This window comes from Bacillus sp. FJAT-27001 (assembly GCF_019039175.1).
In the GTDB taxonomy this organism is placed as follows: domain Bacteria; phylum Bacillota; class Bacilli; order Bacillales; family Bacillaceae; genus Bacillus; species Bacillus velezensis.
In genome coordinates this window covers 392441-406946 of record NZ_JAHOAA010000002.1, presented here as the reverse complement: position 1 = coordinate 406946, position 14506 = coordinate 392441, and the positions used below count along the sequence as shown (strand labels likewise).

Sequence of the window (14506 nt, the reverse complement as noted above, 5' to 3'; positions counted from 1 at the left end):
CCGGGCAAGAAAAAAAGTCAAAGCCAAGAGATGCCTGACTTTGACTTTCTGTCTGTTGAATCAGAATATGATGTGTGTTCTTCCGCCTATAGCCATGCGGGACAGAACTTATTTTTTCGTTTCGTCGTCTTTTACTTCTTCGTATTCCGCATCGACAACGTTGTCATCCGCTTTTTTGCCTTCAGCGTTTGCTCCGCCTTCAGCCTGCTGCGCTTTCGCCGCTTCTTCGTAAAGCTTCATAGAAAGCTCTTGAACGATTGTTTGAAGCTCATCTTTTTTCGCTTTGATGTCTTCAATTTCGTTTTTCTCGATAGCGGCTTTCAGCGCGTCTTTCGCGTCGTTTGCTTTTTTCACTTGCTCTTCGTCCACTTTGCCTTCCAGATCTTTTAATGTTTTTTCCGTTTGGAACACAAGCTGGTCAGCTTCGTTGCGGACTTCGATTTCTTCTTTTCTCTTCGCATCAGCGTCAGCGTTTTCTTCCGCTTCTTTTACCATGCGTTCGATCTCATCATCAGAAAGACCTGATGAAGATTTGATTGTAATATTTTGTTCTTTTCCTGTGCCTAAGTCTTTCGCTCTTACGTTTACGATACCGTTTTTGTCAATATCGAAAGAAACTTCGATTTGCGGTACGCCGCGCGGTGCAGGCGGGATATCAGTAAGCTGGAAGCGGCCGAGCGTTTTGTTGTCGGCAGACATCGGGCGCTCACCTTGAAGCACGTGAATGTCAACAGCCGTTTGGTTGTCAGCTGCAGTTGAGAATACTTGAGACTTGCTCGTCGGAATTGTCGTGTTGCGGTCGATCAGTTTCGTGAACACGCCGCCCATTGTTTCAATACCGAGAGAAAGCGGTGTAACGTCAAGAAGAACAACGTCTTTTACGTCTCCCGTGATGACGCCGCCTTGAATGGCTGCACCCAGCGCTACAACTTCATCAGGGTTTACGCCTTTATGCGCTTCTTTACCCGTTTCTTTTTTGATTGCTTCCTGTACGGCAGGAATACGTGTTGATCCGCCGACAAGGATAACTTTGTCGATTTCGCTTGCAGAAAGATCCGCATCTTGAAGAGCCTGACGGACAGGAGCCATTGTGCGCTCAACAAGGTGAGCGGAAAGCTCTTCGAATTTAGCGCGGGTCAGTGTCAGCTCAAGGTGAAGCGGACCTGCTTCTCCCGCTGTGATAAATGGTAAAGAAATTTGTGTGGATGATACGCCGGAAAGATCTTTTTTCGCTTTCTCAGCCGCATCTTTCAAACGCTGAAGCGCCATTTTGTCTTTTGAAAGATCAATACCGTTTTCTTTTTTGAATTCTGCTACGAGATGATCGATGATGACTTGGTCAAAGTCGTCTCCGCCAAGACGGTTGTCACCGGCAGTTGAACGGACTTCAAACACGCCGTCGCCAAGTTCAAGAACAGATACGTCAAACGTACCGCCGCCAAGGTCGTAAACAAGAATTGTTTGGTCTTCGTCCGTTTTATCAAGTCCGTATGCAAGCGCTGCTGCAGTCGGCTCGTTGATAATACGCTCTACTTCAAGACCGGCGATTTTACCGGCATCTTTTGTCGCTTGGCGCTCTGCATCGTTGAAGTATGCAGGAACCGTGATAACGGCTTTTGAAACTGTTTCGCCGAGGTAGCTTTCAGCATATGCTTTCAGATGCTGAAGGATAATAGCTGACACCTCTTGAGGCGTGTAGTCTTTTCCTTCGATTTCCACTTTATAGTCAGTACCCATATGGCGTTTGACAGACATGATTGTGTTAGGGTTTGTGATGGATTGGCGTTTTGCCACTTCCCCTACTTGGCGCTCGCCGTTTTTAAATGCAACGACTGACGGAGTCGTACGGTTTCCTTCAGCGTTGGCGATAACTGTAGGCTCTCCGCCTTCAAGCACTGCCACACATGAGTTTGTCGTACCCAAGTCAATTCCGATTACTTTACTCACTTTGAATTACCTCCTGCTATGTAGTTATTGATTCACTTTTACCATTGAAGGACGGATGACGCGATCCTTCAGTTTGTAGCCTTTTTGCAGTTCTTCGATAACAATATTGCTGCCGAAGTTTTCATCTTCCACCTGCATGACGGCTTGGTGAAGGTTCGGATCAAATTCCTGACCGACAGCTTCGATGGCTTCAACGCCTTCTTTTTCAAGTGCGTCCATCAGCTGGCGGCGGACCATTTCCATACCTTGCAGCAAGCTTTTTGTCTGCTCGCTTTCAGCTTCTACCTGTAACGCCCGTTCAAAGTTGTCGAGCGCCGGAAGGATTTCCGTTACGACGTTTTGAGAACGGTATTTCTGAGCAGCTTCCATTTCAAGGCGGCTGCGTCGTTTATAGTTTTCAAAGTCTGCTTGAACACGCAAAAGCTTGTTTTCTTTTTCATCAAGCAAACCCTGCAATTCATCAATTTGGTGCTGAAGGGCTTCTTCCTGACCTGCCGTTTCTTCATGCTGCTCTTGTGAAGCGGCTTGTTCTGCCTGTTCTGTCACTTCTTCTTGTTCTGCTGCTTCAACCTGTTCTGCGGTTTGTTTTTCTTCTGACATTGTGTTCACCTCCCTCAAATGCTGTAAAAAGATGACTGAAAATGATTGCCAAAATTCCCTTATTCATCATACAAACTTGTGAATGCTTTTGACAAGTCCGAAGTCACGTGCTGCAGCAGGCTGACGACTCTTGAATAATTCATGCGCGTCGGCCCGATAATGGCGATTGATCCGATCTGTTTCGTATCAACTGTATAGGTGGCCGTGATTAAACTGCAGTTTTCCATTTCTTCGTAGTCGTTTTCTTTCCCGATTTTGATTGAAATCCCGGCTTTTGATGACTGAAACAGCTTCAGAACATCCTGCTCTTTTTCAATTAAAGATAAGAGCGAGCGGACCCTTTCAATATCATGGAACTCCGGCTGATTCAGCATGTTGATCTTTCCGCCGAAAAACAATTTCTCAACGTGGGCCGCCGGATGGAATGTGGAGCGGAGCGATTCAAGTATGCTATCATAGTTGGCAATATGCTGCCTTAAATATGTGACAACCTCTTTGAAAATGCGCTCATTCAGTTCGTCCATCGGCACGCCCGCTAATCGATCGTTTAGTATATTGACCAGTTTTTCAATATCGGCCAAATCCACTTTAGCCGGGAAATTGATGGTGCGGTTTTCGACATGCCCCGTGTTCGTGACGAGGATAGCGACCGCCTTATCCGGCTGGATCGGTACGATTTGAATCTGTTTAAGATAGTTCTCGCTCAGCGTCGGCCCGAGGACAATCGATGTGTAGTTTGTCAGGTCGGACAGGATTTGCGCTGATTTTTGGACTGTTTTTTCCAGCTCAAAGATCTTTTCTTTAAATATCGAGTGAATTAAATCCAGATCGGTTTTTGTCAGCTTGACGGGTGACAGCAAATGATCGACATAATACCTGTACCCTTTTTCCGACGGAATCCGTCCTGAGGATGAATGGGTTTTTTCAATAAAGCCCAATTCCTCCAAGTCAGCCATCTCGTTTCTGATCGTTGCAGAGCTGAATGTAATCTCGTCTTTTTTTGAAAGAGTTCTTGATCCTACAGGCTGCGCTGATTGTATAAAATCATTAATAATCACTTGCAGGATCAACAGCTGACGATTTGTTAACATCATCATCACCCCTGTTAGCACTCAAGGTCAGCGAGTGCTAATTCTATATCAAAAGTAACAAACCAAAAGAAAAATGTCAATTATAACTCACCCAAAAAAGCGCCAAAAACCTCATTTCCTAATAATTTGCCCTCATGCGTTAATGCAACCGATTCTTCCGTGTCACAGATCAGGCCTTTTTCGGTTAAATCTTTGAGAACATCGGGAAACAGTTCGTCGACCGAGCGTCCGAATTTATCAAGAAAAGCTTGCTTTTGTACGCCGGACATTTTTCTGAGACCGAGGAACATTTCTTCTTCAATCTGCTCCTCACGTGTCACCTCGTGCGTGTCACGGTAAGGCAGCCCCTTTTCTTCGATGAGCTGCATGTAATGTTTCACAGGGCCGGCGTTGACGGTGCGCGTGCCGCTGATATATCCGTGAGCGCCTGCGCCAAAACCGAAATACTCTTCATTGCTCCAATACGTCAGATTATGCTGGGACTCGTATCCGGGCTTTGCAAAGTTACTGATCTCGTATTGACGGATGCCCGCTTCACTCATCTGCCTCATGACCGTTTCATACATCTCGGCCTCTTGTTCTTGCGCCGGGAGATGCAGGCGGCCTTTTTGCATTAAATTATAAAACACCGTTTTCGGCTCTACGATCAGCGAGTAAACGGAATAGTGCTCCGCATCAAGAGACAAAGCCGTTTTGACGGAATTGTCAAGATCGGCCAGCGTCTGACCCGGCAGGCCGAACATTAAATCGAGACTGATGTTGTCGAAGCCGAGAGCCCTCGCACGTTCAAAGGAAGTGAATACGTCCTTTTGTTTATGCACTCTTCCGATTTTTTGTAAAAGCTCATCTTCAAAGGTTTGAACACCGAAGCTCAGCCGGTTGACACCGGCATTTTTCAGGATTTTTAATTTTTCCGGAGACAAATCATCCGGATTCGCTTCCGCGGCAAATTCTATGAGTCCGTCAGAAGGCTTCAGCACGCGGTGAATGGAATCCATCAATTTTTCCAGCTGGACGGGTGAGAGCGATGTCGGCGTGCCTCCCCCGATAAAAATCGTGCGGAGATCAGGGCGTCCCGTCCGTTCTATTGTATTTATCATTTCCTTTTCGAGTGAGTTTAAGTACTCATCGACAGGCTGGCTCTGAATAAAATATTTATTGAAATCGCAATAGTGGCAGATATGCTCACAAAACGGAATATGAATATAAGCTGATTTCATTTTGAAACACCTTCTTCTTTACAGAAAGAAGCCGCAGCGCGGGACTGCGGCGGCTTCCGTTATTTTTTCGGGCTGTCATCCATTTTAAGAACGGCCATAAACGCTTCCTGCGGCACTTCTACTGAGCCGACCTGCTTCATCCGGCGTTTTCCTTCTTTTTGTTTTTCAAGAAGCTTCCGTTTCCGCGAGATGTCTCCTCCGTAACATTTTGCAAGGACGTTTTTCCGCATGGCCTTAATGGTTGAGCGGGCCACGATTTTCTGTCCGATCGCCGCTTGAATCGGTACTTCAAAGTGCTGACGCGGAATAAGCTCTTTCAGTTTTTCCACAATTACTTTTCCGCGTTCGTACGCGTAATCGCGATGCACAATAAATGAAAGGGCGTCGATTTTTTCTCCGTTCAGCATAATGTCCATCTTGACAAGTTTAGACGGTTTGTAGCCGATCAGCTCGTAATCGAAAGAGGCGTATCCTTTCGTGCTGGATTTCAGCTGATCAAAAAATTCATATACGATTTCCGCAAGAGGCATCTCATATACAATGCTGACCCGGTTGGCGTCTAAGTACTGCATATCGATAAAGTTGCCCCGTTTCCCCTGACAAAGCTCCATAACCGCTCCGACGTAATCGTTCGGAACCATCATTGTCGCTTTTACATACGGCTCCTCGATTCTTTCGATCTTTTGTGGGTCAGGCATGTTGGACGGGTTGTCGACAACAACCTTTTCGCCGTCTGTCATATACACATCATAGATAACACTCGGTGCCGTTGTGATCAGGTCGATTTTAAACTCACGCTCAATCCGCTCCTGAATGATTTCCATGTGAAGCATACCTAAAAATCCGCAGCGGAAACCGAATCCGAGCGCTTGGGATGTCTCTGCTTCATATTGAAGCGATGAGTCATTCAGTTCAAGCTTCTCAAGAGCTTCCCTTAAATCATTGTATTTGGCCGTATCGATCGGATACAAACCGCAATACACCATCGGGTTCAGCTTGCGATACCCAGGCAATGCTTCGGCAGCCTGATTGGCCGCACTTGTTATCGTGTCACCGACGCGTGTGTCACCGACATTTTTGATCGCAGCAGTTAAAAAGCCTACATCGCCGACAGTCAGTTCATCTGTCGGAGTTGCTTTCGGCGTGAACACACCGACTTCTGTCACTTCAAACTCTTTTCCGGTTGCCATCATTTTAATTTTCTGGCCCGGTTTGACCGTTCCTTCTACGACTCTGATATACGCGACGACTCCGCGGTACGCGTCATAAAGCGAGTCAAAGATGAGCGCTTTCAGCGGAGCTTCCGGATCTCCCGCGGGAGCCGGCACTTTTTCTACGATCTGTTCTAAAATGTCTTCGATGCCGATGCCCGCTTTCGCTGAAGCGAGGACGGCGTCTGAAGCGTCAAGGCCGATAACGTCCTCAACCTCTTGACGCACACGTTCTGGCTCTGCGCTCGGGAGATCGATTTTATTAATGACAGGAAGAATCTCAAGATCATTATCAAGCGCCAGATAGACGTTCGCCAATGTCTGCGCTTCTATTCCCTGAGCCGCATCAACAACGAGAATCGCGCCTTCACAGGCAGCCAGGCTTCGCGAAACTTCATATGTAAAGTCGACGTGTCCGGGCGTGTCGATAAGATGAAATATATATTCTTCTCCGTCTTTTGCTTTGTATTTCAGCTGAACGGAATTTAATTTGATGGTAATTCCCCGTTCACGTTCAAGGTCCATTGAGTCAAGCAATTGTTCTTTCATTTCCCGCTGGGTGATCGCCGATGTTTTTTCTAAAATCCGATCCGCCAAGGTCGATTTGCCGTGGTCTATGTGGGCGATGATGGAGAAATTCCGGATTCTTGACTGCCTCTCTAAACGCTTTTCTTTATCTGTCACAATCTATCACTCCTACTATTAAACGCAAAATACACTAGCTTAGATTATATCAATAGGATTGTAAACATTCAATTAAAACAAGAAAGAGAAAAGCTTCCTTTAAGGAATCATCCGCTTTTCTCTTCATCAATGCTAACGGTTCAGTTTCGAAACCCACTCATACATCGCCTGCGCCGAGTCCGTCACGGTATTTGAAAGGGTTTCTCCGGCTTTTGAAAACAGGTTGAAGGTTTCCGCCTGTTCCAGCTGTTTTTGTTTTTCTTCCAGATCTTTCGCCGTAACGGTTTGCCCCAAAATGGAAGCTTCTTTTTCCTGTCCTTCTCCGCCGCCGAGCGTGAATGCTCCTTTTAAGGAGGGATCTTTGTATCCTTTCATATCAAGCATTCCGCTGTTTGCCTGCTGCATGCCGAACAAAACGCCGAAAAACATGACAATGGCGATCAGCAGGCATTTGCCGGTAAAACGGATCATTCGAATCACCTGATTTCTATTGTTTTTTCTTCTCTCCTGATTGCGAGCTGACCTTTTCTGCATCCCAGTACAGTTCGCTGAACACATCGGCCACGGCATCTGATGCGCGCCTCAGTTCTTCAAGATTGTTATCCACGCCCCCGAATTCCAGCAGAAGCGACCGGTCGTTTAAATCCTGGTTGTATACTCCATTATCTCCCGGAGAGCCTTTTGATAAAACACCGACGCTTAAGCCGGGGTATTTTTTCTCCATGAGCTTATGAAGTTCACTTGCGAGTTTATAGTTTTCTTCAAAATTAGCGCTTTTTTTGCCGACGACGATGGCGACTCTGGCATAGCTTTTTCCTTTGATGTCGGCTGTCGTATTTTTCTTGCGGCGGGAATCCCGGTGAATGTCTATGGTATATTGCAGGTTTTTATTTTTGGCGAGCGCGCTTTTTACGACCGGCCTTGATTCGTCGTAGCTTCGCGCATAATTTAAACCGTCTTTGTTCAGGCGGGCCTGAATGTCGGTTTTATCTACGGTCGCTCCTACACCTTGCGCTTCAAGCGCTTTTCCGAACATATCTCCGACAAGCGTGACATTGGCCTTCGAATGGCGGGCGTTATCCGGATTTGTTTCCCCCTTTAACAGAGGAAGATAGGATTCGGTATTATGAGTGTGGTAAATAAAAACGACTTTTTTGCTGCCTGTTGAATGTTTCGGCGGCGCCGTTTCTTCTTTTTTCGTTTTGTTTTCGATTTCTGCCAGGTTCACTTCTTTTTCTTTTTCCATCACCTTTGACGGCGGCGGAGATTCAGCCGGCATATTCGTATAATCCGTCCCCTGCCCCGCCAGAAGGATCTCCGTATCGTATTGGGCAAATCCCGGCAGCTCACGTCCCAAGAAACTCCGCGGGTCTTCCATATTAATGCTTGTCGCCAGTTTTAAGGAAAGCCGGGACAGCTGAAAAGAGTCTTTTTCAGGAAGCTCTGAGGCGAAATAATGATTTTCCATGCCGAGGAGGTGTGCAAACGCGTCACCCGAAAGTTCTCCGGCAATCCCGTGAAGAGAATCCGAAGAAAGCCTCAGTTCAGGGCGAAGCGATGTGAGCACACCCGATAATACGAAAATAACGATAAGGCTTGTCATAAACAAAAACATGCCCTTGAGCGCATTTCCACCGTTTACTGCAACGACAATTTGACGGTTTCTGCGTTTTTTTCTCATGATTTGAATCCCTCCAGCGCTTGTCTAGTAATTACTCTATGAACAAGCTAGAGGAGGTAGAACTCATTTTAATGATTATAAGAACCTTTGTTATCTTGTGACACTTTTTCATGAAGGGCGGTGTTTAACCCGTTTGCAAGTACGTTCGCCATATCATCAATAAAGGTGTCAATCTCCTTCGGCGTGACCATCAGATTATGGCCGAGCGGAGAAAGCACTTCGTGAATCAGCTGGCGTTTTTCGTTTTCGTCCAGCGTGCCGACAATACCGAGAAAGGATTGGCGTTCTTTTTCTCCCGGAAGGTCTTCGTCTGTCAGCACCTTCTTTTTGCCGAAGTTCATTCCGGCGGGCACCAGAGATCTTGACAGGCTGTCATCTTTCATCTCTCTTCCGAAATGTTTTAATATATAATCCACCGTATCGCTTGCGATCGTAACCGCGTCAACAACAGTCGGTACCCCGATTGCGATGACGGGAATGCCGAGCGTTTCCTTGCTTAATTCTTTTCTCTTATTGCCGACGCCTGATCCCGGGTGAATGCCAGTATCAGAAAATTGGATGGTCGTGTTCACCCTTTCAACGGCTCTTGCCGCAAGAGCGTCTACCGCGATCACAAAATCCGGCTTTGATTCTTTGATCACACCTTGAATAATATCGCTCGTTTCAATTCCCGTTAATCCCATCACACCGGGAGCAAGCGCGCTGACCGGCCTGTACCCTTCCTGCACGTTTTCCGGCTGAAGCCTGAACAGATGCCTTGTCACAAGAAGGTTTTCGGTCACGAGAGGGCCGAGCGCATCCGGCGTCACATTCCAGTTGCCCAGACCGACGATCAAACAGCTTGCATCCTTTGGAATCTTTAATGCCGACAGATAGGCGGAAAATTCCTCGGCAAACACTTCCGTTACTTTTTCCTGCATGTCAGAGTCGTGTTCCCGGACCCCTTGAGCCTCGATCGTGACATAGCGTCCCTGCTTTTTCCCCGATAGCTCGGCGCCTTCTTTGGTAATATCGACGGTTCTGACTTTAATGCCGCCCTTGTCGCGTTCTTTTTCAATAAACCCGTTTATTTCTTTTTTCTGACCGGCTTGTCCGTCTTTTACCGCCTGTTTCGTTTCTACCGCTAAATCCGTCCGTATCAGAAATTGATTGACATCCAGTTCGTTGTTTTTCACAGGGAAGACCTCCTTCAATCATCGTGGTACATAGTGTGGCCATTTACAAAACGAATCATGCGAATTTACCCATCAACGAAAAATACTTTACATTTATATTGCAATCTAAAGTTCTGTTTGATAGAATACAATTTGTTCTATTGTGAAGAAGATTTAACCTTAAGACACTGTGCTACAGGTTGTATCTTAGGAGGTGAAACACATGCCAAACATTAAATCAGCGATTAAACGTACAAAAACAAACAACGAACGCCGCGCTCATAACGCGACAATCAAATCTGCTATGCGTACTGCAATCAAACAAGTTGAAGCTTCTGTTGCTAACAACGAAGCGGATAAAGCGAAAACTGCTCTTTCTGAAGCAGCGAAACGCATTGATAAAGCAGTGAAAACAGGTCTTGTACACAAAAATGCCGCAGCTCGATACAAATCTAGACTTGCGAAACAAGTGAACGGACTTTCTGCATAATACAAAAACGATCCCTTTAACGGGGATCGTTTTTTTCATTCAGTGCGGAGAAGCTCAAGGAGAAAGAGCTCCAGCAAGAGCTGCTTGTCCTTTTTCCCCGTTTTCATTTCATAGTCCATCACTGCGAGTCTTTCTATAATACGCCGCAGCTCTTCTTCTGAAAAAAGCCTCGCCTGATCCATCGCCAACTTTACCCGGAAGGGGTGCACCTTTAAGTTGGAAGCGATTTGCTTTTGGCCGTATCCTTGTCCCGCAAAATACTTCGTCTGCATAATCAGACGGAATTGGTTGGCGATCAGCGCCATAATTTTGATCGGTTCTTCGTTTTGTTTTAAAAGATCATAAAATATTTGAAGACTTTCCGTCCGTTTTCGGTTCACGATTTTGTTGATCAGCTCAAAAATATTCTGCTCCAAACTTCTTGCGACAAGCTCCCGGACATCTTCAAGCGTGATCTCATGTCTGTCACCGGTGTAGGCGGAGAGTTTTTGTATTTCCTGATATATGGAAGACAGATGACCGTTTGCAAGCAGAACCAAATGCTCGGCAGCTTCTGTATCCATCGTTTTATTTTCGGATTTCGCCAGATTAATCGTAAAATCAGTCGTCTCCTTTGCATTCAGCTCCTTAGCTTCAATCATAAGGGCTTTTTGCTTCAGCGCTTTCGTCAGCTTTTTCCGTTCGTCCAGCTTCTCATACGGAGCCACAATCACAAAGACCGTATAAGGCGCAGGCTCCTTCAGATAAGTCTCCAGAGCGGCTGTATTATGCTCTATTTTTTCTTTCTTTTTTTCCCCTGTTAAAAAAGACGGATTTTTTACGATGACCAGCCGCTTCTCTCCCATAAACGGAAACGTTTCCGCATCGGTTACGGCCTGGTCAAGCGGATCTTCTTCAAGATCAAAAACAGACAGGTTAAAATCCTTTGTCTCCTCATCAACGACAGCTTGTCTGATCCGGCTGACAGTCTCTTGGAGCAGATACGTTTCTTTTCCGTATAAGCAATAAACGGAGCGGACATCCCCTTTTTTCAGGGCTTTCCAAACATCAAATACCATGATCGTATGACTTCCTCTCTTTCTTGATCCCCTTCTATCCTAAATTGAGTTCGGCAATTAGTAAAGAGGAAGCTTTAAGGACAGCTTCCTCATTTATAATAAACGCCTGATTCACAAGCTCCCGGGTCTGCTTGTAAAAAGGCGATAACCACAAGAACAGAAAACGTTACCATCACTTCTAGATTTTTCAAAACAATTCCAGTATACTTAGGGAAGTCAGGAGGGATGAAATTGAATGATTTTGAAAAAAACGTTCAAAGCAAACGAAATGATGCTGTTGACTCAGCTGTCGGTTTTGTCGTGTCCTTCGGATTTTTCGCCTTTTTGTTCGTGATGGCAACAGCCATCCATCTTATCGGCTCTTAGCCGCATTCCGGGCTGCTGTCAATCGGCAGTCTTTTTTACTTCTTGCGCCCTGGTTTCTTCTATATCATATGGAGGGAAGACGGAAAACGTTCCGGCGCCTTTTTTAAATCTGTATTGAATCGTTCCGCTGATATCGGTGCGAAGCACATTTACAGAGTACGCCTTCAAACGATCCAGCACTTCTTCATGCGGATGATGGTATCGATTCTCTTTTCCTGCTGAAATCAGCGCTGCTTCCGGCTGAAGCTGCTTCAAAAAGGCTTCACTCGTTGAGCTTTTGCTGCCGTGATGACCCGCCTTCAATATATCAGCCTTCAGATTCGGATACGTTTTCAGCACTTCCGTTTCGCCGTCCGATTCTAAATCTCCCGTCAAAAGCCAGCTCACTCCGCCAAAAACCGTCCAAAGCACCAGTGACGAATCATTTTTACTCCTTCCGTCAGACGACTCCGGAGACAGCACCTGAAACTGAAGATCACCGGTTGTAATGGTGTCGCCCCGCTTTGCTTCGGCAACGGGAATGTTGTTTTCTTTCGCCATATTTAATATGTTCTGATCCTTCGGTTCTTTTACGAATCCTACGGGGACAATTAACCGTTTGACTCTATGATTTTTGATTAACACTCCGGCTTCCCCGATGTGATCTTGATCCGCATGGGTTAAAATCAGCGCATCCAGCTTTTTCACCCCTTTTCCGTTTAAAAACGGAATCAAAACCTTCTCGCCGATAGAATACGGGTGGCGTTTTTCTTTCCATGATTCTCCGGGATAAGCAATCACTCCCCCTGTATCAACCATTACGGTCCCTTTGCGGTGCGGCGCGCTTATAAACAGTGAGTCTCCCTGCCCGATATCAAGCATATCCGCTTCTCCCCATGGACTGAAATACGGACGGCATATTAAATAAGCCAAAACCGCGCAGAAAAAAAGAGCCGATTTCCTGAGTTTTAAAAAACCTCCCTTTTCCAAAGCCGCAAAAAGCGTAAAAACGGAAACCGCAAGCAGAAGAAGGGAAAGAAAGTCAGGCTTTGACACAATCATAGTAAATAAATCAACGGATGCCGCATATGTAATGAAATCATGCACAGGCTTCATCACAAGGTCAAACATACCAAACAAACATTCTCCCATCTGCCTTGAGAGTAAAAGAAGAAGGAAACCGATGACAGAAACCGGAATGACAAATAACGTATAAAATGGCACCATCACCATATTCATCGGAAAACTGACAAGTGAAATCTGCTGAAAATGATAGAGAAGAAACGGAAGTGAGCTGAGCTCTGCAATCAATGAAGCCATCGCAAGCCCGGCAAGTCTGCTTTTCCCTGCTTTCTTTAAAATGGAGGATGACAGAATTAAAGAGGCGCTTACCGCAAAGGAAAGCTGGAAGCCCGCCTGCCAAAGGAAGTAAGGATTAAACAGCAGAAGCAGCAGATAAGACAGGGACAATGCAGCAGAGGAATGAATGCCGCGTTTAACAAGAGTTCCGGCGATATAAAACCCCAGCATGAGGGATGCGCGCAATACGGATGGGGCGGCACCGCTCAGCAGCGTATACACCGGCAAAAACAGCAGCAGCAAAATTCCCGCCTTTTCTCTTGTCAGCCCGATTCTGATCAGAGCATAAAATAATCCCGCCGTAATAAGACCGACATGCATTCCGGAAATCGCCATTAAATGAACGACTCCCAAATTTTGATACGCACTCAGTATATCGTCCTCTATAGAAAATCTTTCACCTAAGGTCAGCGCTTCAACAATTCCGGCGGAAGATTCAGGCACGTGATTCCGAATGATCGAAATCAAATTTTTTCTGATGTTCAGCAGTTTAAACAGCGGCTGTTTGGATTTTTCACACTGCTCAATGGAAGTCACGGAAAATAACCAGTGAATCTGCTGAGAGTAAAGATATTCCTTATAATCAAAACCTCCGGGAACCGTCGCATGTGCAGGCTGTTCCAGAGAGCCTGTAAACGTGCAGCGCATCCCCGGTTCAAGCTGTTCAATGAGTCTTTTTTCCTCAAGAGAACGGATTTTGTACGAAGCCGCCCATTTTTCCTTGTCATGTGTACGGATAACAGCTGACATTTTCGCTCCGTCAACCTTCGGAATATTAGTGATGACGGCCTGTTCAGTATAACTGCCGGCCTGATAGCGCGTTACATTCGCAGCGTCACAAACCGTATAAAGAAAGAAATAAAGACAAAAAGAAACGAGGCAGACGATAACCGGAGCATACTGCTTTGTTTTTACAATAATAAAGAGAAGATACAGAAGAAAAAGGAGCAGAACCCAGAAGACATGAGCGGCGGCAATTCCCGCAGTTGCAGAAACCGCCGCCAGAGGCAGAAGAAGGTATTTATATTTCATTTATACGTAACTGGTAAACAGCTCATTGGCCTGTTCATGAATTTTTTTCAGTTCATCTGCCTTAACCCCCGCATCAGATAATTGCTGAATCAGACCTGCTACAAAAGACAATTTTTCACGGTTTTTCAGATCGATGATCATCTCATCAAGTTCGACCTGCTCCACCTTGACTCCGGCTTGGCTGAACAGCTCTTTTGCATAAGGCTGTGTTTTGTAATCTTCGGCATAATAGACCGTTTTGATGCCTGCCTGGATAATTGATTTGCAGCATTGAATACAAGGATAATGCGTCACATAAATTTCGGCGCCTTCCGTCGGAACACCGAACTTAGAACATTGCAGAATCGCATTCATCTCTGCATGTATGGTCCGCTGGCAATGATTATCTATTAAAAGGCATCCTTCATCAGCGCAATGGACGCCGCCGGCGATTGAGCCGTTGTATCCGCCGGCAATCATACGCTTATCTCTGACTATGGTTGCCCCGACTGACAGTCTCGGACATGTGCTTCTCAGCGCCAGCAAATGGCTTTGCGCCATAAAATATTGATTCCATGAGATTCGTTCCACAAGTGTTCCCTCCAAAAAGTCTTGTTGCTTTCTAAGTTTACATAGATTTAAGCAGAACCGTCAA

At 45.9% G+C, this 14506-nt stretch carries 12 protein-coding genes and 2 pseudogenes; 2 read left to right on the top strand and 12 right to left on the bottom strand.

What is annotated here, in order from left to right; all coding sequences use genetic code 11:
- Positions 1–108: 108 nt before the first annotated feature.
- The 8 genes from dnaK to gpr form a co-directional block, all read right to left on the bottom strand.
- Complete coding sequence (dnaK, locus tag BGM27_RS06740; protein WP_007408273.1) at positions 109–1947, bottom strand: molecular chaperone DnaK; 1839 nt, start codon at positions 1945–1947, stop codon at positions 109–111.
- A gap of 24 nt (positions 1948–1971) precedes the next feature.
- Positions 1972–2547, bottom strand: coding sequence for a nucleotide exchange factor GrpE (gene grpE, locus BGM27_RS06735; protein ID WP_003152892.1), 576 nt, complete (start codon positions 2545–2547; stop codon positions 1972–1974).
- Between the two features lie 59 nt (positions 2548–2606).
- Complete coding sequence (hrcA, locus tag BGM27_RS06730) at positions 2607–3638, bottom strand: heat-inducible transcriptional repressor HrcA (protein WP_003152889.1); 1032 nt, start codon at positions 3636–3638, stop codon at positions 2607–2609.
- 80 nt (positions 3639–3718) lie between these two features.
- Positions 3719–4858, bottom strand: coding sequence for a radical SAM family heme chaperone HemW (hemW, locus tag BGM27_RS06725; protein ID WP_007408272.1), 1140 nt, complete (start codon positions 4856–4858; stop codon positions 3719–3721).
- Between the two features lie 59 nt (positions 4859–4917).
- On the bottom strand, positions 4918–6753 hold the full coding sequence (gene lepA / locus BGM27_RS06720) for a translation elongation factor 4 (protein WP_007408271.1): 1836 nt from the start codon (positions 6751–6753) through the stop codon (positions 4918–4920).
- A gap of 132 nt (positions 6754–6885) precedes the next feature.
- Positions 6886–7224 (bottom strand): YqxA family protein, encoded by a 339-nt coding sequence (locus BGM27_RS06715; protein WP_007408270.1) that lies wholly within the window; start codon positions 7222–7224, stop codon positions 6886–6888.
- Positions 7225–7240: 16 nt separating this feature from the next.
- A complete protein-coding gene (spoIIP, locus tag BGM27_RS06710; protein WP_007408269.1) occupies positions 7241–8434 on the bottom strand; it encodes a stage II sporulation protein P in 1194 nt (397 codons plus the stop codon).
- 68 nt (positions 8435–8502) lie between these two features.
- On the bottom strand, positions 8503–9609 hold the full coding sequence (gene gpr, locus BGM27_RS06705) for a GPR endopeptidase (RefSeq protein ID WP_020954238.1): 1107 nt from the start codon (positions 9607–9609) through the stop codon (positions 8503–8505).
- Between the two features lie 202 nt (positions 9610–9811).
- On the opposite strand from gpr, the gene rpsT reads away from it, so the two are divergent.
- Positions 9812–10078: a 30S ribosomal protein S20 gene (gene rpsT / locus BGM27_RS06700; protein ID WP_003152876.1), complete on the top strand. Its 267-nt coding sequence runs from the start codon at positions 9812–9814 to the stop codon at positions 10076–10078.
- Between the two features lie 16 nt (positions 10079–10094).
- Here rpsT and holA read toward each other — a convergent pair.
- Positions 10095–11136: pseudogene (gene holA, locus BGM27_RS06695) on the bottom strand (DNA polymerase III subunit delta).
- 34 nt (positions 11137–11170) lie between these two features.
- Positions 11171–11327 (bottom strand): annotated as a pseudogene (locus tag BGM27_RS06690) (hypothetical protein).
- A gap of 40 nt (positions 11328–11367) precedes the next feature.
- Here BGM27_RS06690 and BGM27_RS06685 point away from each other — a divergent pair.
- A complete protein-coding gene (locus tag BGM27_RS06685) occupies positions 11368–11502 on the top strand; it encodes a YqzM family protein (protein WP_003152870.1) in 135 nt (44 codons plus the stop codon).
- Positions 11503–11520: 18 nt separating this feature from the next.
- Here BGM27_RS06685 and BGM27_RS06680 read toward each other — a convergent pair whose 3' ends face one another.
- Together BGM27_RS06680 and BGM27_RS06675 are read right to left on the bottom strand one after the other, a co-directional pair.
- Complete coding sequence (locus BGM27_RS06680) at positions 11521–13872, bottom strand: DNA internalization-related competence protein ComEC/Rec2 (protein ID WP_007408265.1); 2352 nt, start codon at positions 13870–13872, stop codon at positions 11521–11523.
- Positions 13873–14442 carry a ComE operon protein 2 gene (locus tag BGM27_RS06675; RefSeq protein WP_007408264.1) on the bottom strand — a complete coding sequence of 190 codons (570 nt, stop codon included), beginning with the start codon at positions 14440–14442 and terminating at the stop codon, positions 13873–13875.
- Between the last annotated feature and the right edge of the window lie 64 nt (positions 14443–14506).